General features: G+C 50.8%; 17 protein-coding genes. 14 read left to right on the forward strand and 3 right to left on the reverse strand.

Going from position 1 to position 21,315, the window contains the following annotated elements:
• Positions 1 to 129 precede the first annotated feature (129 nt).
• The 12 genes from DYD62_RS08540 to DYD62_RS08595 all read left to right on the forward strand — a co-directional run bounded on the left by DYD62_RS08540 (position 130) and on the right by DYD62_RS08595 (position 16,780).
• On the forward strand, positions 130 to 3,918 hold the full coding sequence (locus DYD62_RS08540; RefSeq protein WP_115226931.1) for a YhdP family protein: 3,789 nt from the start codon (positions 130 to 132) through the stop codon (positions 3,916 to 3,918).
• Positions 3,919 to 3,935: 17 nt separating this feature from the next.
• Positions 3,936 to 4,739, forward strand: coding sequence for a carbon-nitrogen hydrolase family protein (locus tag DYD62_RS08545; RefSeq protein ID WP_115226932.1), 804 nt, complete (start codon positions 3,936 to 3,938; stop codon positions 4,737 to 4,739).
• 189 nt (positions 4,740 to 4,928) lie between these two features.
• Positions 4,929 to 6,368 carry a metalloprotease TldD gene (tldD, locus tag DYD62_RS08550; protein WP_115226933.1) on the forward strand — a complete coding sequence of 480 codons (1,440 nt, stop codon included), beginning with the start codon at positions 4,929 to 4,931 and terminating at the stop codon, positions 6,366 to 6,368.
• Positions 6,369 to 6,716: 348 nt separating this feature from the next.
• Positions 6,717 to 7,784 carry an enoyl-CoA hydratase/isomerase family protein gene (locus DYD62_RS08555; protein WP_115226934.1) on the forward strand — a complete coding sequence of 356 codons (1,068 nt, stop codon included), beginning with the start codon at positions 6,717 to 6,719 and terminating at the stop codon, positions 7,782 to 7,784.
• A gap of 68 nt (positions 7,785 to 7,852) precedes the next feature.
• Positions 7,853 to 8,533: a Bax inhibitor-1/YccA family protein gene (locus DYD62_RS08560; protein WP_115226935.1), complete on the forward strand. Its 681-nt coding sequence runs from the start codon at positions 7,853 to 7,855 to the stop codon at positions 8,531 to 8,533.
• 296 nt (positions 8,534 to 8,829) lie between these two features.
• A complete protein-coding gene (locus DYD62_RS08565; protein WP_115226936.1) occupies positions 8,830 to 11,097 on the forward strand; it encodes a PAS domain-containing sensor histidine kinase in 2,268 nt (755 codons plus the stop codon).
• Between the two features lie 115 nt (positions 11,098 to 11,212).
• The gene (locus tag DYD62_RS08570) at positions 11,213 to 11,821 is read left to right on the forward strand and encodes a response regulator transcription factor (RefSeq protein WP_099397220.1); all 609 of its coding nucleotides are present in this window, start codon (positions 11,213 to 11,215) and stop codon (positions 11,819 to 11,821) included.
• A gap of 175 nt (positions 11,822 to 11,996) precedes the next feature.
• The gene (locus tag DYD62_RS08575; RefSeq protein WP_115226937.1) at positions 11,997 to 13,241 is read left to right on the forward strand and encodes an ABC transporter substrate-binding protein; all 1,245 of its coding nucleotides are present in this window, start codon (positions 11,997 to 11,999) and stop codon (positions 13,239 to 13,241) included.
• Positions 13,242 to 13,351: 110 nt separating this feature from the next.
• On the forward strand, positions 13,352 to 14,254 hold the full coding sequence (locus DYD62_RS08580) for a carbohydrate ABC transporter permease (RefSeq protein WP_115226938.1): 903 nt from the start codon (positions 13,352 to 13,354) through the stop codon (positions 14,252 to 14,254).
• Positions 14,244 to 15,095 carry a carbohydrate ABC transporter permease gene (locus DYD62_RS08585; RefSeq protein WP_115226939.1) on the forward strand — a complete coding sequence of 284 codons (852 nt, stop codon included), beginning with the start codon at positions 14,244 to 14,246 and terminating at the stop codon, positions 15,093 to 15,095. Before DYD62_RS08580 ends, DYD62_RS08585 begins: the two co-directional genes overlap by 11 nt.
• A gap of 173 nt (positions 15,096 to 15,268) precedes the next feature.
• Positions 15,269 to 16,360, forward strand: coding sequence for an ABC transporter ATP-binding protein (locus DYD62_RS08590; protein ID WP_115226940.1), 1,092 nt, complete (start codon positions 15,269 to 15,271; stop codon positions 16,358 to 16,360).
• 87 nt (positions 16,361 to 16,447) lie between these two features.
• Positions 16,448 to 16,780, forward strand: coding sequence for a DMT family transporter (locus DYD62_RS08595; RefSeq protein ID WP_115226941.1), 333 nt, complete (start codon positions 16,448 to 16,450; stop codon positions 16,778 to 16,780).
• Between the two features lie 21 nt (positions 16,781 to 16,801).
• Here the strand turns inward: DYD62_RS08595 and recR are convergent, their stop codons facing one another.
• The 3 genes from recR to dnaX all read right to left on the reverse strand — a co-directional run bounded on the left by recR (position 16,802) and on the right by dnaX (position 19,533).
• Complete coding sequence (recR, locus tag DYD62_RS08600; RefSeq protein WP_115226942.1) at positions 16,802 to 17,398, reverse strand: recombination mediator RecR; 597 nt, start codon at positions 17,396 to 17,398, stop codon at positions 16,802 to 16,804.
• Positions 17,399 to 17,487: 89 nt separating this feature from the next.
• A complete protein-coding gene (locus DYD62_RS08605; RefSeq protein ID WP_099397227.1) occupies positions 17,488 to 17,817 on the reverse strand; it encodes a YbaB/EbfC family nucleoid-associated protein in 330 nt (109 codons plus the stop codon).
• A gap of 15 nt (positions 17,818 to 17,832) precedes the next feature.
• Entirely contained in the window at positions 17,833 to 19,533 is a 1,701-nt protein-coding gene (gene dnaX / locus DYD62_RS08610; RefSeq protein ID WP_115226943.1) for a DNA polymerase III subunit gamma/tau, read from the reverse strand.
• A 14-nt stretch (positions 19,534 to 19,547) separates the two neighbouring features.
• Here dnaX and DYD62_RS08615 point away from each other — a divergent pair, with 14 nt between their 5' ends.
• Positions 19,548 to 19,748: an oxidoreductase-like domain-containing protein gene (locus DYD62_RS08615; protein WP_233702893.1), complete on the forward strand. Its 201-nt coding sequence runs from the start codon at positions 19,548 to 19,550 to the stop codon at positions 19,746 to 19,748.
• Positions 19,749 to 19,752: 4 nt separating this feature from the next.
• Entirely contained in the window at positions 19,753 to 21,159 is a 1,407-nt protein-coding gene (gene dacB / locus DYD62_RS08620; protein ID WP_207916325.1) for a D-alanyl-D-alanine carboxypeptidase/D-alanyl-D-alanine endopeptidase, read from the forward strand.
• Positions 21,160 to 21,315 lie beyond the last annotated feature (156 nt).

Below are 21,315 nucleotides of genomic sequence, written 5' to 3' on the forward strand. Positions count from 1 at the left end.
CTAACCTAGGGCGCTGTTTGACACTAAGCTGCAGCCGGTCGTGATGTTTCTCCAGCGATTTGCTTTGCTCAAGTGTCAGCAAAGCCTAACACAGCACTGCCTGATTTTGGCATGTCCGAGCCGCACTGAATGCCTGTTTTTTCTAAGCTACTGCAACGTTTTTCTATCTTTTTACACTGGCATTACCGTGCCTTGCTGCGGGTGCTGGCCGGTGTCGGCCTGATTTTTTGCTCTGTGGTGATGGCGTGGCAGTTTTATGTGCTGCCTCGCCTTGATGAATACCGGCCGTGGCTGGTGCAAAAGCTGGTGGATGCCACCGGCAGCCAGATCGAAATGGGGCGTTTGTCTGGTGGCTGGCGGGGCATTCATCCTTATATTCGCGTTGATCATTTTAAAGTGTCTGGTGCCGGGCAGGCCGGTTTGCAGCTTACTTCCGCTGATGCTGATTTGTCGTGGTGGACGTTGCTGCGCGGTGAGCTGCTCTTCAGCCGTCTGGCGACCGTAGCTCCTCATTTAAACCTGCGCCGCGATCAGGCAGGGCAGTGGTTTGTGGCGGGCTTTCCGTTGAAAACGGGGGCGGGCAAAAACGAGAACCGGTTTATGAACTGGCTGCTGGCGCAGGGCGAGCTAAAAATCAGCGATGGCAAATTAAACTACCTAGATGAGCAAAGCCACACAGGCGAGCAGGTCTTTTCTAACTTTGATCTGGATATCAAACAGCGTTTTGGCCGCCATCGTTTTGAGCTTTCTGTCTTGCCGCCCAAAGTGGTGTCCGATGCTTTTTCCTTATCAGGAAACTGGCGTGGTCAGGATGTGGGTGAGCTGCGGAGCTGGTCCGGACAGCTGACGATTAATATGCCCCGTGTGGATTTGCAACAACTGGCGCAAAGATTGCCCCGTGAGGCGCAATGGTTTACTCAGGCGGAAGGCGAGGGCGGGCTGAGGGGCAGCGTGCATTTTGCTAAGGCCAAGCTTGAAAAATTGGATACCCAATTAAAAATAAACAATTTAGTGCTGGCTTGGCCTGATGCACCGCAGGCCTTGTTTTTGCCCGCTTTTGAAGGGGGCTTTGTCTGGCAGGATGATCAGGAGCAGCAGTCATTACGTTTAAAAGCCGCCCATATGGCCACGGCCAGTGGTGATCTTTGCCAAAACTGCCGGCTTGATTACCAGCGCGATCGTTCAGACAAACACAGCCTAGCGCTGCAGTCTTTAAGTTTGAACGGCCTAGGGGCGCTTTCTGCATGGCTGCCAGCAGCGTATCAAGATGCGGGAATGAAGGGCCGGATTGATCAGCTGACGCTTAATTGGCAAGGGCCATGGCAAAAAGCAAAAAAATATAGTGCTGAAATAGATGCCAAAGCGCTGGAGCTGGCTCTGCCGCAACAGGGGCTGCCATTATTAGGGCGCTTTGATGTCAAAGCTAGGCTGGATCAGGACACAGGCAAGGCCACGATTGCCAGCCGTGATTTATCACTGACGATGCCCGCGCAATTTGTTGAGCCGCTGCATTTTGACCGCAGCAGTTTTACGCTGGCATGGCAGCGGGCAGCAGGGGGATGGAAGCTGGATGTGCCGCAGGCTGAGCTGGCCAATGCGGATACAAATTTACGCGCTAGTGCGCAATATATCTGGCCTGGTAAGGGGCTGGGCAATCTAAATTTAAAAGGCGATATTCGTGAGCTGCAAGCCAAGCGTGCTTACTTGTATTTGCCCCGCGCCGCAGGGGATGAAACGCTGGCATGGCTAAAAACATCCTTGCTCAGCGGTAAAGCCGTTAATGGACGGGCCGAATTACGTGGCAATTTAGAAAACTTTCCTTTCCGTAATCCTAAAGATGGCGTGTTCAGAATCACGGCAGATGCGAAAGATGTGGCTTTGTCTTATGCCGATGACTGGCCTGCAATTGAGCATATCGATGCGTTTCTTGATTTTCATGGCGCAGCAATGGATATCAGGGCCAGTAAGGGCAAAATCTTTGCGGTGAATTTGCGTGATGTGGCGGTATCGATTCCTGAGATGGATACGCTGTCTCCTATGCTGAATGTCAAAGGCAAGGCGCAGGGTGCAACTCAGGCATTTTTACGTTTTGTACACCAAAGCCCGGTTAAGCAGAGTACCGAAGGTTTTATTGACGATCTGAAAGCGGAAGGGGATGGCGAGCTGAGCTTGCAATTAGCCCTGCCACTGGAAAACACCGATGCCAGCAAGATTTTGGGTGAATACCGCTTTTCGGGTAATAAGCTCGATTTTGGCGGGGCGGTTCCGCTCCTGACTAAAGCCGATGGCAAGATTGGTTTTACTGAGCAGTCGCTGACCATTAAAGACGCAAAAGCGCAAGCTTTAGGGGGAGGCGTGAAGCTTTCCGGCGCAAGCAATGCACAGGGTGCATTGCTGCTGAATATGGCTGGCCAGGCTGATATTCAGGACGTGGCCGATCGCTATGGTGTGCCGTTTAAACAACGCCTGCACGGGAAAGTGCCTTATCAGGCCAGCTTAAGCACCGGGCAGGCTCAGTACTCCTTAAGTATTCAATCGCCATTGCAGGGTTTAAGTGTTGATTTGCCAGCGCCTCTGGCTAAAAACGGCGTGGATAACCGGCCGCTGCGTCTGCGTTTAAGCGGTAATGCCAATGACCCTGCTTTGCTCGAGTTTGCTTACGACAGAAGCTTGCAAGGGCAATTATCCTTAGGCAATAAGCTGCAGGGGCAAATTATGCTGGGCTCTGGGACATTGCCCGTCATGCCTAAAGCAGGCATCCATATCAGCGGCGGCTTGCCAGAATTAAATGTGCAAAGCTGGCTGGCGCTGACTGATGAGCTGATCGGTGATCAGACGGGCAGCCGCCCTGGGCCTTTAAGTGTGGATTTACGCTTTGGCCGTGTATTGAGCTGGGGCAGGCGTCTGATCGATGTGCGGATTAAGGCGCAGGAACAAAATGAATCGCTCTGGAAGGGCAGCGTTGAGAGCCAAGAGCTGGCTGGCACTTTTGAATGGAATGGCCACGAAAAGGGTAAGCTCAGCAGCCGCTTAAGTAAGCTGTGGCTGCCTTTTCAAACTTACGGAGCAGTGCAGCTGGCATCGCCATTGCAACAGTTGCCTGCGCTTGATTTGCAAGTGAATGATTTTCGCTATAAAAATTTACAGTTAGGCAAGCTGGAAGTCGATGCGGTGCAGCAGGGGGAGAACTGGCGTTTAAGCGGCGTGAATATCAGCAACCCCGATGGCAAGCTGAATATGAGCGGCGTTTGGGGTAAAACACCGGGCAGAATCAGCGGCAATTTTGCGATTGAAACTGAAAACCTCGGTAAATTGCTGACCCGTCTTGGTGTGCCAGACACCATGCGCCGTGCTCCCGCCAAGCTCAGTGGCGATGTGGCATGGGATGGCGAGTTGTTCCCGCCTGATCTATCAACCCTGCAAGGTAAATTGCGCGTGGATGTGGAGGCCGGGCAGTTTGCTAAGGTTGATCCGGGCGTAGGGCGCTTATTATCGATTCTCAGCCTGCAATCCCTGGCCCGCCGCGTGCAGCTTGATTTCAGAGATGTATTTTCTGAAGGCTTTGAATTTGATTCAATCCGTGGGGATAGCGTGATCGACCGTGGCGTGGCACGCACCGATAATCTGGTGATTGCTGGGCCCGCCGCGCAAGTCTTATTCAGAGGGGATGCTAATTTTATGGCGGCCACACAAAACTTACGCGTGCGGATTGTGCCGGTGATTGGTGACAGCGTGGCTGTGGCCACCACCATTATTAACCCTGTGATTGGCGTGGCTACATTCTTACTGCAGCGTGTTTTAAAAGACCCGCTGGGCCAGCTGGTGGCTTATGAATACGACATCACAGGCAGTATGTCAGATCCGCAAATTAAAAGTGTCAGCAGCCCATTGTCACGCATGCCCTTTAATAGAAAATAGATATTGAGCGAGGGAAAATGAATACTTTGCTTGCCGCAGCCATTCAAATGGTGTCTGGCCCTGACGTGGCTGCTAACTTAGCTAGCGCAGCGCGTTTGATTAAAAATGCTGCAAATGCTGGTGCTCAGCTGATCGTGCTGCCTGAATATTTTGCGATTATGGGCAATAAAGATACGGATAAAGTGGCAGTTAAAGAAGCATTTGGAAACGGGCCAATTCAACGTTTCTTAGCCGATGCAGCCAAAGAATATGGCGTCTGGCTGGTCGGTGGCACTGTGCCCCTGATTTGCGCTGATGTAAGCCGTGTCAATAACAGCTGTCTTGTGTACTCCCCGGAAGGCGAGTGCGTGGCGCGCTATGACAAAATGCACTTATTTGGTTTTGATAATGGCACGGAGTGCTTTCGGGAGGCCGATACGATTTTAGCGGGGCATCAGCCCGTGGCTTTTGATACGCCCTTTGGAAGGATTGGCTTATCGGTTTGCTACGATTTGCGTTTTCCTGAATTTTTCCGCGCCATGTTGCCGCTTGATTTTATTATTTTGCCCGCTGCATTTACCCAAACCACAGGCGAGGCACATTGGGAAGTCTTGCTGCGCGCGCGCGCCATCGAAAATCAATGCTATGTGATTGCATCTGGGCAAGGCGGTGAGCATTCCACCGGTCGCCATACCTTTGGCCACAGTATGCTTATCGATCCATGGGGCAAGGTTCTGGCCTGTCAGTCCAGCGGTGAAGGCGTGGTGATGGCTGAATTAAAAGCCAGCCAGATGGACAGAGTAAGGCGCATCCTGCCCGCCTTAACGCATCGCTTACTTTAGTCGTGAACTTCCTTAAAAGGCTTGCAGGCACAGAGCACTCTTTGATCTCTGTGTTTACAGTCATTTTGGCCCATTAATCTTTACGGTGTGACGACTTTATAAATTCCATGGGGATTTCTCGCCTTCCCTGTGCCTTAAAGATAGTGTGTAATACCTTTCAATCATCTGATTCACTCAAGCGACAAAACAATGACTCATTTAGAAACTGCCCGCCAAACGTTGCTGACGCCTTTTAATCTGGACGATGCCAAGCTCGATCAGGTGTTTGGCCAGATGCTGACACATAATATTGATTACGCCGATTTGTATTTTCAGTACAGCCGCAGCGAAGCATGGAGTCTGGACGAAGGCATTGTGAAGTCAGGTAGCTTTAATATTGATACCGGCGTGGGTGTGCGAGCCGTGTCGGGTGAAAAAACTGCGTTTGCTTATTCTGATGACATCAGCCTGAATGCGCTGACCCAAGCCGCCGCCGCTACGCGGGCGATTGGCCGCCAAGGCGGGCAAAATACCGTGGCACTGGGCCGGGATATTGTAGGCCACTCGCTTTATCAGCCGGTTGATCCGCTGGCCAGCCTTGATGAGCTGGCTAAAGTGGCGCTGCTGGAAAAACTAGAGCGCACTGCGCGCAGCCTAGATAAGCGCGTGGTGCAAGTGATGGCCAGCTTAGCTTCCGAGTTTGAGGTGATTTACGTGGCGCGCCACGATGGCCATCGCGCTGCCGATGTGCGCCCGCTCTGCCGCTTGTCTATTCAGGTGATTGTGGAAGAAAACGGCCTGCGTGAGCAGGGCAGTGCAGGTGGTGGTGGTCGTTTTGCTTACGGCTATTTTGATGATGCTGTGGTGCTAGATTACGCCAAAAAAGCGGTTGATCAGGCCGTGCTGAATCTACACGCCCGCCCGGCTCCTGCCGGTGAAATGACCGTGGTGCTGGGCGCTGGCTGGCCGGGTATTTTATTACACGAAGCCATTGGTCATGGCTTAGAGGGCGATTTCAATCGCAAGGGGTCTTCTGCATTCAGTGGCAAGATTGGCCAGCAGGTTGCAGCTAAGGGCGTGACCGTGGTGGATGATGGCACGATCAGTGACCGCCGTGGCTCGCTCAATATTGATGATGAGGGTAATCCAACTCAGCGCACTGTATTGATCGAAGACGGCATTTTAAAAGGCTATCTGCAAGACAGCCTGAATGCACGCCTGATGAATATGCCGCTGACAGGCAATGGCCGCCGTGAAAGCTTTGCCCATCTGCCGATGCCGCGCATGACTAATACCCTGATGCTGGGGGGCAGTGCGGAGCCTGAAGAAATCATCGGCTCCATCAAGCGCGGCTTGTACGCGGCTAACTTTGGCGGTGGTCAGGTGGATATCACCAGCGGAAAATTCGTATTCTCTGCCTCCGAAGCATGGTGGGTAGAAGATGGCAAACTGATGTATCCGGTAAAAGGCGCAACCCTGATCGGCAACGGCCCCGATGTACTGACTCGTGTATCGATGATCGGCAATGATATGGCGCTAGACCCAGGTGTGGGCACCTGTGGCAAAGAAGGCCAAAGCGTACCGGTTGGCGTAGGCCAACCTACTTTACGCATTGATGGTGGGCTGACAGTGGGTGGCACGGGTGGCTAGTTTGGGTTGATGTTTGCAAACAATGAAAAACTGTAATAACCGCGCTCTTGGCACGGGGCTTAAATAACCCCTTGAAACACGCCGGAGCGAGGAACAAGCGGGGCGGGGGATCGCTTGGGAGCGAGGCACGAGCCAATCTCGCCCGCCGCCGACTGTCCGCAGTGCAGGGGCCTTCGTGCTTTGAGGTTGTGGCTTCGCTTCCTTTCTTGGCCACACAAGAAAGGAAGGTCCAGCGGGACGCCCGCAGCTAAATCAACGTGCCGAAGGCACTAAAAAGGTCTTTTTGACTTTTAATTGTTAATTCTAATTTTCGTAGCACTCCCCCTTGTTTTAAAGAGAGACATAAAGATGGTGCATTTTCAGCAGATTGCGCTGAGTAATGGTTTGTTTTTAGGTGAGATTTTATTAGCTTCCAGCAGGCTGAATGCGCAAAGCTTGCCTATGGTTTTGAAGATTCGTGAGCAGATTGAGGCTTGGCGGCATGATCCAGCGTTGGTGGCGGTATTGGTACGCGGCGAGGGCGAGCGGGCTTTTTGTGCGGGCGGCGATATTCGTGCGCTTTACCACGCCATGAGTCAGCCCGAGTTTTTACATGAAGGCGATGATTTTTTCCGCCATGAGTATGATCTCTGCCGGGAATTACACCGTTATCCTAAGCCCGTGATCGCCTGGGGAAATGGCATTGTTATGGGCGGCGGCTGGGGGATTTTTGCAGCGTCCAGCCATCGCATCGTCACGGAATCCAGTGTGTTAGCCATGCCGGAAATCAGCATTGGACTGTTTCCTGATGTGGGTGCCAGTTTTTGGCTGCAGCAATTACAAGGGCAGATAGGGCGCTTATTGGCGCTGACAGGCAGCCGCCTGAATGCGGCCGATGCTCTGGCTTTTGGCGCGGCAGAGTTCGCTTTGCCATCGTGCTCTTTTACTGACTTGATCATTACTTTACAAGCCTTGCCTTGGAGTGGTGCGGGTGAGCGTGATGCAGAGCTGGCTTCCGGGGCGCTTGCGGCGCTGTCAGCGGCCTGGCCTTGCCCTCTGCCTGAATCGGTATGGCTGCCCTTGGCTGATGAAGTAGCCGCCATCTGTGCTGGAGATGATTTGCTGGCTATTTGCGGGCGGATTCAAAATTATCAGGGTGATGCACTCGCTTTGCGTCAGGCTGCGGCACTGCAGGCCGCTGGATCACCCACATCTATTTATCTGACGTGGGAAATGGCGCAGCGGGCACAAGCACTTTCTTACGATGAGGTGGTAGAAATGGAGTGGATAGGTGCAAGAAATTGTTTACGGCACGGTGATTTCCATGAAGGGGTGCGTGCTAAACTGATCGACAGGGATGATCAGCCTGAATGGTCACCAAAAGCACTTTCTCTGGTAAAAGTTGCAGATATTGAATCTTTCTTTCAATCTCCTTGAAACTTTTTTATATCACACCCATCTATCTGACATACACGGCCAGTCCGTGAGAATGGAGAGACACGATCATGCAATTAAACACCACAGCTTATGGCAGCTCAGCGCTGTCGTCCGAGCGTAATCGCGTATTACGTAACACTTATTTTATGTTGGCACTGACCATGGTACCAACAGCTATTGGCGCATTTTTGGGTATTGCCATGCAGTTCCGCATGTCACCTATGATGGGCTTTATTGTCTTTATGGGTATTAGTTTTGGTTCTTTCTACGCCATTGAGAAAACCAAAGAAAGCGCTGCTGGCGTATTTATTTTGCTGGCCTATACCGGGTTTATGGGGTTGTGGCTGTCGCAAATGTTGCAAATGGCTTTACGCTTTAGCAACGGTGCAGAAATGATTGCAATGGCCGCAATCGGTACAGGGGCTATTTTCTTTACGCTGGCGACGATTGCAACGGTCACTAAGAAAGACTTCTCCTTTATGGGGAAATTCTTAATGATTGGTCTGGTGGTGATTATTCTGGCCGCATTGGCTAATATTTTCTTCCAGATTCCTGCGCTGTCTCTGACCATTTCAGCCGTAGCAGTAATGATTTTCTCTGGCTTTATTTTGTATGACGTCAGCCGAATCGTAAATGGTGGCGAAACCAATTATGTGAGCGCTACGCTGAGCCTTTATCTGAATGTTTACAATTTATTTACCAGTTTGTTGAATTTAATCATGGCTTTCACAGGTAATAGTCGCGATTAATTCAGAAATAAAGGCTGAACACTGTTTTTTGTTTTCTTTATAAGTCTTTGTTTATATTGCTTAATACCAAGTTCTAGTCTTGATTTTCTGCTGGATTGATTAAAAACGCCGGGGCAATTTGCTCCGGCGTTTTTTTTATCTTAGGGTTTTACCATATGGGGGCTCGTTACAATGCACCCTATCCTCCTCACATGTTTGCGTGAGTTATTTACGCTACTATCATAAAAAAAATGTTATTTCTGAAGCACTGAACTGGCCAAGATGTTTTTTCCCTATATGCCCCAAGCTGGCCAACTATGAATTCTTCCCTGATGCGCCGAGCCGGTCAGCATTGGCTGTGGTGGCTCGCCTATATTTCGATCAGCCTTGTGCTGCTAGCGCTGACAAGCTTTGTCTGGCTTGATTTTCGCCAGGCCAGAAGTGCGCAGGATACGGTCTTGTCTCAAGATTTGCTTTGGCAGGAGCAGGGCCTGCGCTTGCACTTGCAAACCAATCAGAATGCGATTGAAAATCTGGCTTATGGTATTTCAGCGAATGCCTTGCGCGAGGAGGATTTTCGCGCCAGAGCCGATAGCCTGTTGCGGGCATCGCCCGAAATGCTCTCGGTTGATTATGTTAATTCCGGGGGGAACCGGGTGTGGGGCTTGCCAGCGTACAGCTCGCGGCCGCAAAGCCTTGTGCCTCTGGATGATCCTCTCTTGCTGGAGGTGCTCGATGGCGCGGCCACGCTGGGCTATGTTTTATATTCAAATGTGATTATGGCGGGCGAGCCTAAAGTGGCTCAGATCGTGCTGGTTGTTCCTATTTTTAAAGGCACCGTGTATCTGGGCTCTGTGCTAGCTGCGTATGCTCTGCCTGCAATTTTGCAACAGCGGGTGCCATGGTGGATGGTGCAGCGCTACGATTTATCATTGCTGGATGGCAAAGGGAATGTGCTGGCCCCCCATGATGCACGGATAAGCCTGACCGGGATAAGCCGGTCGGTGGGTTTTGAGCCTCTGGGACATGGCTTGAAATTACGCGCCAGCGTGCGGCATGAAAAAACATCCGTGACACAGCTTTGGCTGCTGGGTGTGGTGTTTGCATTGCTGGTGGCTTTGCTGTGGGCTTTGAGCCTGTTGAAAAAACGGATGCAGCAGCGCCAGCAGGCAGAAGGTGCTTTGCGGGACGAGATGCGTTTTCGTGCCGCAATGGAGGATTCACTCACCACTGGTTTACTGGCCATTAATACCTCCGGGCATCTGATTTACGCTAACCTGGCGTTTTGCAGCATGGTGGGTAGATCGCAAGCCGAGTTGTTGGGCAAATCGTCCCCTATGCCTTATTGGGCGCCTGAAGAGCTTGCGGCCTGTGCTGCGGCCTGGAACTCTCTCTTGTCGGGAGAGTGCCCTGTCAGCGGTTTTGCACTTCGTTTTATGCGCCGGGATGGCGAGCGTTTTGATGTGCGCCTTTATTCTTCACGCTTGGTGGACGGGCGGGGAGAGCACCGGGGCTGGATGGCGTCTTTATATGATGTGACCGAGCTGCAAAGTGAGCGTGAGGCACTGGCTGAATCACGCAAACAGCTACTTACTGTATTGGAAGGCCTGGATGCCGCTGTATCTGTGTTTGATGTGGATAGTGGCATCGTGCGCTACCGCAACCGTCACCATAGTCATACCTTCCCACTGCAGGCGGATGGAGAGTGCTGTATGTGGCCGCTTTTACCGATTGGAGAGGCCGCCGCAGAGCGGCAGGACCCGATCAGCGGTCGCTGGTTTCTGGTGCAACGCAGGCGGATTCAGTGGGTGGACGGGCTGGTGGCCTGGTTGGAAATCGCTGCCGATATCACTGAAAGACGGCAAATTGCTGAAGAAGAGCGGGCAAGGGAAGAAAAACTTCAGCATACGGCCAGATTAGTCAGTATGGGCGAGCTGGCATCAAGCCTTGCACATGAGCTTAATCAGCCGCTGGCGGCGATTGCGGGCTATGCTGCAGCTGGGGAAGAAATCTTATCCCGTGATGAAAAAAATTCGGTCAGGCATATTCTGGCCAAAATGGGTGAGCAGGCTAGGCGTGCCGGGCAAATTATCAGCGGGATTCGTAACTTTTCATCCCGGCGTGCATCGCGCAGCGAGCTTTGCGATTTTGCCGAGCTACTGGCAGTGGCCATGCAATTACTTGAGCCGATGGCCCGAAAATATCAAAGTCGCATTATTCTGGATTTAAGTCCCGCCCTGCCTAAGGTAATGGGAGATGGCGTGATGCTGGAACAGGTGCTATTTAATTTAATTAAGAATGGTATGGAGGCCATGCTGGAAACACCTGTGGCACAAAGAGAAATCCGGGTCAGTGCCTATGCAGGTAAAGACTGGCTTGAGGTCTGTGTGGCCGACAGGGGTTCGGGGATTGAAAACCCCGCTTTATTGTTTCAGTCTTTTTATACCAGTAAGCCCGAGGGAATGGGGATTGGTTTGAATATTTGCCGCTCCGTGATTGAACAGCATCAGGGGCATTTAAAAATTCAGGCAAATCCTGATGGCGGCAGTTGTTTTATTTTTCGCCTTCCCATTGTTTTATCTTAAATGAGAGCCGGGGCAGTGATGTGCCACTGATTGTATGTTTCGGTGTTTGACCGGGAATCAGTCATAGTGGCTTTCCTGGCCCTCTTCAGTATTACTATCTTGAAAGGTAATTGTTATGCGACCAATCGCTGTAATTGATGATGACTCCGCTGTTCGTGATGCGCTGCAAATTTTATTCGAAGCGCATCAGTGGCCTGTTTTTGGTTTTGAATCGGCAGAGCATTTTTTAAATGAATCGGATGCATCGGAATACAGCTGCCTGATTATTGATGTCCGCATGACGGGCATGAGTGGTTTAGAGCTGTATGCCGAATTAAAAAATGCTTTCTATTTGCCGCCGGTTATTTTCCTGACAGGCCATGCTGATGTGCCAATGGCTGTTGCCGCAGTGAAAGACGGCGTGATGGATTTCCTAGAAAAACCATGCGATTACGGCCTACTGGTATCCAGAATTGAAGCCTGCCTTTCCCGTGATGAAGAAGCGCGTAGTGCTTGGAATGCCCGTCAATCTTTGGATGAGCGCCTTGAAAGCCTTACACCGCGCGAGCGTGAAGTGCTGCGTGAATTGCTCACCGGCCGTTTAAATAAGCAAATTGCTGATGAATTAGATATCAGTATTAAAACGGTAGAAGTACACCGCGCGCGTATTTACACCAAATTAAAAGTACGTTCTGCGGGCGGCCTCGCTGCTTCGCTGAAAGGGGTGCAAATCTCAGAGATTTAATTTTTGTATTTAATATAAAACGCTATTCCTGTGTTGGCTTGGGTTTAATAAGGCATTTGCCTTAAGGTTATTGCCCAATCGTGTTTCGCCTCATTTAAATGACTATATTGCCCATCTAAAGTAATTGGAGCACACATAGTCAGCAATGTGCGTACCCAACATAAGGAATACGATAATGCAGAAACTGAAGGTGAGTTTGTTGGCGGCGAGCTTTTCAATTGCGTTTTCCGTGCATGCCGCGGATGTTGAAGTATTGCACTGGTGGACTTCTGGTGGAGAGGCAAAAGCGGCTGTAGAACTTAAAAAGATGCTGGAAGCCAAAGGCCATAAATGGAAAGACTTTGCCGTGGCAGGTGGTGCAGGCGATAACGCAATGACGGCGCTTAAAACACGCGTCGTTTCTGGCCAGCCGCCTGCAGCAGCCCAAATCAAAGGGCCATCCATTCAGGAATGGGGTAATGAAGGTGTTTTAGCTTCTTTAGATGATGTGGCAAAAAAAGAAGGCTGGGATAAATTGCTGCCGCCTGTGGTGGCCAGTGCCATGAAATACAAAGGCAGTTATGTCGCCGCCCCGGTTAATGTGCATCGTGTTAATTGGCTGTGGGTTAATCCGGAGTTACTTAAAAAAGCAAATGCCAGAGTGCCAACAACCTGGGATGAATTTTTTAAAACTGCGGATGCCTTGCAAAAAGCCGGTATTCAGCCGCTTGCCTATGGCGGCCAGCCTTGGCAGGATGCCACGGTATTTGAAGCAGTCGCCTTGGGCGTTGGCGGTAGTGATTTCTATAAAAAAGCCTTTATTCAGCTTGACCCTGCCACTTTGAAAAGCGCCAGTATGATTAATGCGCTAACGACCTATAAAAAACTTAAACCTTATACCGATAAAAATGCCCCCGGGCGGGAGTGGAATTTAGCCACGTCTATGGTCATTAATGGCAAAGCCGCTATGCAAATTATGGGCGATTGGGCTAAGGGTGAATTCTTGGCTGCGGGCAAAGTGCCGGGTAAAGATTTTCTCTGTGTGGCCGCTCCTGGTACTGCGGCGGCTTACACCTTTAATATCGATAGTTTCGCCATGTTTAAACTGCCAAATAAAGATGCTGAAAAAGGGCAGAAAGATTTAGCAGTTACTTTAATGAGCCCAGAGTTTCAGGAAATCTTTAATCTGAATAAAGGGTCTATCCCTGTTCGGCAGGGGCTGAATATGAGTAAGTTTGATGATTGTGGCAAAAAATCCGCCGAAGATTTTAAAGCCACCTCTGCCAAAGGGTCCTTACTGCCCTCCTGGGCTCATGGCATGGCCATGCATTCAGCAACTCAAGGCGCTGTAGCCGATGTCATTTCGCAATTTTGGAATGATGACGCCATGACGGCGCAACAAGCGAGCGTTAAATTGGTTGCTGCAGCAAAAGTGAAATAAATACGGTGATAAACGGGGAGGGCAGCCTCAGTGCTGCCCCCTGTTTTGTCCTTGTCTTACTGATCAGTTTGTCTTTCCCGCGTGCTGGATCGCCCGTTCTGGAGAAAACAATGTCTGTATCCGCTCAGGAAGCACACTATGGTTTCGCGGAGCGCTGGCTGCCGCGCCTCGTTTTAGCCCCCTCATTTTTACTTACTCTAGTTTTCTTATATGGTTTTATTCTTTGGAATGGGTATTTGTCATTTACTGTTTCAAGATTAATGCCCAATTTAGAATGGGCCGGTCTGGCTCAGTATCAGGTGTTGTTTGAGAATGAGCGCTGGTGGGTTGCAGTAAAAAATTTATTTATATTTGCAGGTTTATTTATTGGTAGCGGCATGGCCATAGGTATTGGGCTGGCTATTTTTTTAGATCAGAAAATTCGTGGCGAAGGTGTATTGCGTACGATCTATCTTTATCCCATGGCCCTTTCTTTTGTGGTGACGGGCACCGCCTGGAAATGGATGTTAAACCCAGGATTAGGCCTAGAAAAACTTATGCACGACTGGGGCTTTACCCAGTTCACGTTTGATTGGCTGGTTAATTCTGATATGTCGATTTATACCGTGGTGATTGCAGGGGTATGGCAATCATCTGGTTTTGTAATGGCTTTGTTTTTGGCTGGTTTGCGAGGTGTGGATGATTCCATATTAAAAGCCGCGCAAATTGATGGTGCTTCTTTACCCCGAATCTATTGGAAAATCATTCTGCCTGCTTTAAGGCCGGTCTTTTTTTCTACGCTGATGATTTTGTCGCATATTGCTATTAAAAGTTTTGATCTGGTGATGGCACTAACAGGGGGCGGGCCTGGGTTTTCTTCTGATGTACCCGCTACCTTTATGTATGCAATGGCGTTTACCCGTGGGCAAATGGGCGTGGGGGCGGCCAGCTCAATGATGATGCTGGCCACTGTTGCCGCGCTGGTGGTGCCTTATCTTTATTCAGAATTAAGGGTCAAGAAAAATGGCAAATAAAATGGGCCGTGGTCTGCTTTATACCCTGTTGTGCCTTGCTGCTATTTATTATTTATTGCCGCTGTATGTGATGTTTATTACTTCTGTTAAAGGCCTGGATGAAATCAGAAGTGGTAATTTACTTTCCTTTCCTAGCTCAATTTCATTTGTTGCATGGGCTAAAGCATGGTCTTCTGCCTGTACAGGCGTGGAATGCCATGGTTTATCTGCCTATTTTTTTAATTCGGTTCGTATGGTGATTCCTGGCGTATTAATCTCTACCACGCTCGGTGCAATTAATGGCTATGTATTGGCTAAATGGCGTTTTAAGGGATCAGAAATTGTTTTTGCCATGATTTTATTTGGCGTGTTTATGCCCTTTCAAGTGTTGCTCTTGCCTATGGCGCAAACCTTGGGTTGGCTGGGGATTGCCAGCTCAACGACTGGTTTGGTTTTTGTGCATGTGGTATGTGGCTTGGCATCCACCACTTTGTTTTTTAGAAATTACTATGTGGGCATTCCGGATGAATTGATTAAAGCGGCAAGGCTGGATGGTGCAGGATTCTGGCGTATTTTCTTTAAGATTATTTTGCCCATGTCTACCCCCATTATTATGGTGACGCTGATCTGGCAATTTACCAATATCTGGAATGATTTCTTATTCGGGGTGGTTTTTTCAGCCGGAGATAGTCAGCCGATTACCGTGGGTTTAAATAACCTAGCCAATACTTCTACATCCGTTAAAGAATATAACGTCGATATGGCCGCCGCCATTATTGCCGCCTTGCCTACTATCTTGGTCTATGTTTTTGCAGGTAAATATTTTGTGCGTGGTTTAACAGCAGGCGCGGTAAAAGGTTGATTTTTCTAATCTGTAGTATTGAAACAGGGTGCAAAACGCCGTAGGCGTTACGCACCGCAACAAGCCGGTGCGCAATGACTTGCACACCCTATATAGTCGGCTTTTTTGCTTGCCTATAGGGCAAGGCTTATTTGCCCCACGTGGTACTGCATTAATATCAGAAGGATTGAATAATGGGCGCACTGGCAATTAAAAATATCATCAAAAGCTTTGGTGATACAGATATTCTGAAAGGTATTGATATTGCGATTGAAGCCGGTGAATTTCTGATTCTGGTAGGGCCATCAGGCTGTGGTAAATCCACTTTAATGAATATTATTGCAGGCCTTGATGCACCAAGTAGCGGTGAGATTTATATTGGCGGGCGCAAGGTGAATGATGTGCCGCCTAAAGACAGAGATATCGCCATGGTGTTTCAAAGCTACGCGCTTTATCCCACGATGAGCGTTCGGCAAAATATTGCTTTTGGTTTGGAAACGCGTGGCGTGCCAAAAAAAGAGCAGGAAGATATTATTGAGCGCGTTTCTAAAATGCTGCAAATTACCCCGCTATTAAATCGAAAGCCGGCTGAATTATCAGGTGGGCAGCGGCAGCGGGTAGCCATGGGGCGGGCTTTAGCCAGAAACCCAACTTTATTCTTATTTGATGAGCCGCTGTCTAATTTAGATGCAAAATTGCGTGTAGAAATGCGTACTGAAATAAAGCAATTGCATCAGCGATTAAAAACCACCATTGTTTATGTGACTCATGATCAAATTGAGGCAATGACGCTGGGGGATAAAATTGCGGTAATGAAAGACGGCATTATTCAGCAATTTGGCAGCCCGCAGGATATTTATGAGAAACCCGCTAATTTATTTGTTGCGGGTTTTATTGGCTCGCCTTCAATGAACTTTATTCCCTGCCATTTGGCTGAGCAAGATGGCCGTGTTGGGGTGAGCTTGCAATCTGAAGGGGATATCCAGTTTTTAGCGGTAAAACAAAGCGCGCAACTTACCCAGCGGCTGGGGCAGAAAGTTTTACTGGGTATCCGGCCAGAGCAGCTGGATGTGGCGGACTCTGAAACCGGTGGTTTGGGATGTCTTGTGCAGCTTACCGAGCCTACAGGCCCGGATACCATGATTTTTACGGAAATAAATCATACCCCCGTGGTGGCACGGATTCACCCTAGGGCGGTGAAAGGGCCGGGTGAAACGCTGCGCTTATCCCTCGATATGACTAAGGCGGTGATGTTTGATCCAGAAACCACCTTAAGGATCGAGTAACCTTTTGCTGGATGCGTCATTATTTCCCCGTCTTTCTTTGCCCGCATATCGTAAGATGGCGGGCTTGTTTTTGTAGGCGACTCAATAATGAATGCGTATTTTTTATTGGCAATAGCCATTGTGGCCGAAGTGATTGCCACTTCAGCCCTTAAAGCGACTGAAGGATTTAGCCGGTTGATGCCCAGTGTGATTGTGGTTGCGGGCTATGGCGTGGCGTTTTGGATGCTGTCTTTAGTGCTGAAAAGTGTGCCGGTTGGCATGGCCTATGCCATCTGGTCGGGCATGGGCATTGTACTTGTGACGATTGTAGCGATGCTGTTTTACGGCCAGAAACCAGACTGGCCTGCCATTATTGGCTTGGGCCTGATTGTAAGCGGGGTAGTGGTGTTGCAGCTGTTTTCTAAGATGTCGGCGCATTAATTTAGCTAGGCTAACTAAAAATCAAACACTGCGCCGCTCCAGCATGGCTTGTGCTAGCGTGCCTGCATCGACGTGTTCCAGCTCGCCGCCTACCGGCATGCCACGGGCAATTCGGCTGACTTTCAGCCCGCGGGCTCGCAGCATTTCGGCCAGATAATGAGCTGTGGCTTCGCCTTCGGTGGTGAAGTTGGTGGCTAGGATGACTTCTTCTACAACGCCATCACTGGCGCGCTCCAGTAGCCTTTGCAGTGCAATATCGTTGGGGCCAATGCCGTCGAGCGGGCTAAGCCTGCCCATGAGTACAAAATACAGGCCGTGAAAAGCCAGTGTTTGCTCCAGCATCATTAAATCGGTGGGCATTTCTACGACGCAAAGCAGATTGTGCTGGCGTTTTTCATCGCTACAAACATCGCATAAATCCACTTCGGCAAAGGTATTGCACAGGCTGCAGTGTTTGAGCTTGCCCAGCGCGTTATTGAGCGCAGTGGCTAAATCGGCCGCACCTTTCTGATCGCGCTGCATTAAATGAAAGGCCATTCTTTGTGCGGATTTGGGGCCTATGCCGGGCAGGGTTTTCAGTGCGGCGATCAGGGCATGCAGGGATGGTGGTGTAGACATGGGGCGCTCTGGCGTAAAAAAGGGGCAGATTGCCCCTTTTGGATAGCTGCGCAGGGGAGGGGTACTCCGCCATACGAAAGCAAACTCAATTAAAACGGCATTTTAAAGCCCGGTGGCAATTGCATGCCCGCGGTGAAGCCGGCCATTTTTGCTTCGGATGTGGAGGCCGCTTTACGTACGGCATCGTTAAATGCCGCTGCGATCAGGTCTTCGAGCATGTCTTTATCGTCGGTCATCAGGCTGTCATCGATGGCAACGCGTTTTACTACATTGGCACATGTCATGGTGACTTTGACCATGCCTGCACCCGCTTGGCCTTCTACTTCTACAGTAGCCAGCTCGTCTTGCGCTTTCTTCATGTTTTCTTGCATTTGTTGGGCTTGTTTCATCAGATTGCCCATGCCGGCTTTACCAAACATTGTCTTGCTCCTTGGTTAACTGAGTGGTTTGATTGAATCAGGAATCACCGTGGCACCAAAATCACGCACCACGGATTGTACAAAAGGATCGTTTTGAATTGATTGCGTGGCCTCGGCAAGGCGGGCCAGTTTTTCCCTTAGGGCGATGGCTGCGGGTGTATCGCCGCTGGCCGAGCCAAGAGTGATGCTCAGTGAAATCTCATGGCCAAAGTGGTTGCTCAGTGCTTCGCGCAGCTTTTCCTGATAGGCGCGGCTGGCGACAGCAGTGTGTTCTTCGCCGACTAATAGCTCAATCGAGTTCGCGGTATAGCCCAGTAATTCTGCGTTTTGCGCCAGCATGCCTGCAGCACCCAGCTTGAGCTGCAAAATCAGCGCGCGCCAGTCGCCATTAAACGGGCCTTTTGTGGCAGGCGCTGCAATAGCGGCGGGTGCTTGTGCTGGCGGTGCAGCCCGCTCTTCTTCGTGCCAAGGCGGCGCATCGTAATGGCTGGGCTCATCGCTGATCGGCGGGCGTGGCGCGGCTTGTTGCTGTGCCGGTGGATTGGGTGCAGGCTGAGGCACGGCTTGAGTGACTGGCGCAGCCCTTGCGGCCGGGCTGACTGCTTGCGCTGGCAGATTAATCTGGCTTGCTTCTGCAGGGGAAAACGCCAGCATGCGCAGCAGCGTCATGCTAAAGCCCGCGTATTCATCTGGTGCCAGCGGCAAATCGCGGCGGCCGTGCAGGGCAATTTGATAATACAACTGGGTGTCTTCCGGGCTCATCACCTGTGCCAAACCGGCAATCTGCTCCCGCTGCGGCAAATCGTCGGCTAATGCTTTGGGTACGGCTTGTGCCACGGCAACTTGGTGCAGCAAATGAGCTAACTCGTGCAGGGCCGATTCATAAGATAAACCACGGCCTGCAATGGCGTCTGCTGTGGCCAAGACCGCATTGCCATCGCCAGCGATCAGCGCTTGCAGAATATCAAATAAATAACTCTGATCCACCGCGCCCAGCATGGCGCGTACGGCTAGCTCGCCCACATCGCCACCGCCATAAGCAATAGCCTGATCCAGTAGGCTGAGCGCATCGCGCATCGAGCCATTGGCTGCATGGCCTAGGATATTGAGTGCGCTTTGCTCAAAATTGATTTCTTCGGCTTGCAATACCTGCGTTAAATGACCGGAGACTTGCTGCGGCGTCATTTGGCGCAAGGAAAACTGCAGGCAGCGGCTCAGTACCGTGATGGGTACTTTTTGCGGGTCGGTGGTGGCTAAAATAAATTTAACGTGGGCAGGCGGTTCTTCCAGCGTTTTAAGCATGGCGTTAAACGCACTTTTTGACAGCATGTGTACTTCGTCGATAATGTACACTTTGAACCGCCCGGCGGTCGGCGAATATTGTGCGTTGTCGAGCACTTCGCGAATATTGTCGATACCGGTGTTCGATGCCGCGTCGATCTCTAAGAGATCAACAAAGCGCCCCGCGTCAATCTGCATACACGCCGGGCACACGCCACACGGCGTGGCAGTGACGCCGGTTTCGCAGTTCAGCGCTTTTGCCATAATCCGCGCGATGGTGGTTTTACCCACACCGCGTGTGCCGGTCAGCAGATAGGCGTGGTGTAAACGATCATTTGCGAAGGCATTTGCCAGCGCTTTGATCACATGTTCTTGCCCAACGAGTTGGGCGAATGATTTGGGCCGCCATTTGCGTGCCAGTACTTGATAAGCCATAGATGAATTCTACCATGATGCTGCCACTTGATAATCAGCTTACCTTTCCCGAAGATGATCCCGCGCCAACGGCGCCAATAGAGCCAGAGTTTGAATCCTGCTGCGGAAGCGGCTGTGGGGATAGCTGTGTCTTTGATATTTATTATGTTTTACGCGCTCAGTACCTTGCGGATTATGCCGCCTGGCAGGCGCGTCAGGCTGCTCACAAAGAGTGAAATTTTGAAAAAATTGTTATTAGTTTGTGCCCTTGCATGGGGCAACGTCCACGCTGCCGGGCTGCCAGCCGAGATTTTAAGCGCTTTAAAGGCCGCAAAACTACCAGGCGATTCGCTGAGTCTGGCGATTGTACCGCTGCAATCGTCTCAGCCCGCACTCTATTTTCAGGGAGACAAGCCCAGCAGCCCGGCATCGACCATGAAGCTGGTGACCACCTATGCCGGTTTGTCGCTTTTAGGCCCGGCTTATCAGTGGACTACTGAAATCTCATCCACGGTTAAGCCCGTGAATGGCATTTTAAATGGCGATCTTTACATTAAGGGCTATGGGGATCCAAAGCTGAATTTAGAGCGGTTTTGGCTGATGCTGCGCGATTTAAAAGCCGCTGGCGTAAAAGAGATTCGGGGCGATTTAGTGCTTGATCGTAGTTTCTTCAGCGTAAGCGACGAAAACACCCCCTATGACGACGATGGCGATGAGCCTTACCGGCCATTTTTAGTTTCCCCAGACAGCCTGCTGAGTAATTTAAAAAGCGTGCGTTTAACACTCAGGGCCGAGGCTGGTGGCGTGGTGACATCGCTGGAGCCTAATTTAGCTGCCGTACACATCGATAATCGCCTGAGCAGCAGCCCCGCTGCGTCTTGCGAGGCGGTCAAAAACAAGCTCCAGCTGGCTGTTGATAATCAGGGCAGCAGCGCCAAAATCGTGCTGAGCGGCAGTATGCCCACGGGCTGTACGGGCGAGCGCTATCTGGCGCTGCTGGATCACCCCAGCTATACCGCCAGCCTGTTTCGCAGCTTATGGGCGGAGCAGGGCGGGGTGATCAGTGGTGTGAATCGCGCAGGTCTGGTGCCCGCTGAGGCGCAGGTTTTGCTGACGGCCCGCTCGCCTGATCTGGCGAATGTGATTCGGGATATTAATAAATTCAGCAATAACACCATGGCACGCCAGCTGTACCTTAGCCTAGGTACGGGTGAGGCGGGAAAAGACTCTTCTGCCAAATCCTTTGCGGCGGTGAGCCATTGGCTAAACAGCCGTGGCAAGCAGTTTGATGAGCTAAAAATGGAAAACGGCTCAGGACTCTCAAGGCAGGAGCAAATTAGCGCACGCCATATGGCCGAGTTATTGATCGATGCATGGCAAAGCCCCTATGCCGCAGAATTTATCTCCTCTTTGCCGCTGGTGGCACTCGATGGCACGATGAAAAAGCGCCTTGGCTCGATGGTGGGTGAGGCTCATATCAAAACGGGCACTTTGCGTGATGTGCGCGCAGCAGCAGGCTATGTGCGTGATGTCAACGGCCAGACATCGGTGGTGGTGGCGATGATTAACCATCCGCAGGCCACCGCAGGTTTGCCGGTGCTGGATGAAATCTTGCGCTTTGTGCACCGCAGGGTGGCTAAGCCGTGAGCTTGAGCGTGCTTAGCGGCTAACATGGCTTGTTGATGTTTCGTTTTCCTGCTTTTATCGCGGGGTATTCCATGCTTTGCTGGGCCATCGATAAGCCCTAGGGGCGACCGTTGCTAAGGATGTTTATTTTTAGCCTCTTTCTATATAAAGCCCGTC

The organism is Iodobacter fluviatilis (genome assembly GCF_900451195.1).
GTDB lineage: Bacteria > Pseudomonadota > Gammaproteobacteria > Burkholderiales > Chitinibacteraceae > Iodobacter > Iodobacter fluviatilis.

What these genes read in the sequence shown, in the direction of transcription:
- DYD62_RS08580 (WP_115226938.1), top strand. Translation starts at nt 13,352, where the DNA reads ATGTCTGTATCCGCTCAGGAAGCACACTATGGTTTCGCGGAGCGCTGG.
- DYD62_RS08590 (WP_115226940.1), top strand. Translation starts at nt 15,269, where the DNA reads ATGGGCGCACTGGCAATTAAAAATATCATCAAAAGCTTTGGTGATACA.
- recR (WP_115226942.1), bottom strand. Translation starts at nt 17,398, where the DNA reads ATGTCTACACCACCATCCCTGCATGCCCTGATCGCCGCACTGAAAACC.
- DYD62_RS08540 (WP_115226931.1), top strand. Translation starts at nt 130, where the DNA reads ATGCCTGTTTTTTCTAAGCTACTGCAACGTTTTTCTATCTTTTTACAC.
- DYD62_RS08555 (WP_115226934.1), top strand. Translation starts at nt 6,717, where the DNA reads ATGGTGCATTTTCAGCAGATTGCGCTGAGTAATGGTTTGTTTTTAGGT.
- DYD62_RS08615 (WP_233702893.1), top strand. Translation starts at nt 19,548, where the DNA reads ATGATGCTGCCACTTGATAATCAGCTTACCTTTCCCGAAGATGATCCC.
- DYD62_RS08570 (WP_099397220.1), top strand. Translation starts at nt 11,213, where the DNA reads ATGCGACCAATCGCTGTAATTGATGATGACTCCGCTGTTCGTGATGCG.
- DYD62_RS08545 (WP_115226932.1), top strand. Translation starts at nt 3,936, where the DNA reads ATGAATACTTTGCTTGCCGCAGCCATTCAAATGGTGTCTGGCCCTGAC.
- DYD62_RS08565 (WP_115226936.1), top strand. Translation starts at nt 8,830, where the DNA reads ATGAATTCTTCCCTGATGCGCCGAGCCGGTCAGCATTGGCTGTGGTGG.
- DYD62_RS08605 (WP_099397227.1), bottom strand. Translation starts at nt 17,817, where the DNA reads ATGTTTGGTAAAGCCGGCATGGGCAATCTGATGAAACAAGCCCAACAA.
- DYD62_RS08595 (WP_115226941.1), top strand. Translation starts at nt 16,448, where the DNA reads ATGAATGCGTATTTTTTATTGGCAATAGCCATTGTGGCCGAAGTGATT.
- dnaX (WP_115226943.1), bottom strand. Translation starts at nt 19,533, where the DNA reads ATGGCTTATCAAGTACTGGCACGCAAATGGCGGCCCAAATCATTCGCC.
- tldD (WP_115226933.1), top strand. Translation starts at nt 4,929, where the DNA reads ATGACTCATTTAGAAACTGCCCGCCAAACGTTGCTGACGCCTTTTAAT.
- DYD62_RS08585 (WP_115226939.1), top strand. Translation starts at nt 14,244, where the DNA reads ATGGCAAATAAAATGGGCCGTGGTCTGCTTTATACCCTGTTGTGCCTT.
- DYD62_RS08560 (WP_115226935.1), top strand. Translation starts at nt 7,853, where the DNA reads ATGCAATTAAACACCACAGCTTATGGCAGCTCAGCGCTGTCGTCCGAG.
- DYD62_RS08575 (WP_115226937.1), top strand. Translation starts at nt 11,997, where the DNA reads ATGCAGAAACTGAAGGTGAGTTTGTTGGCGGCGAGCTTTTCAATTGCG.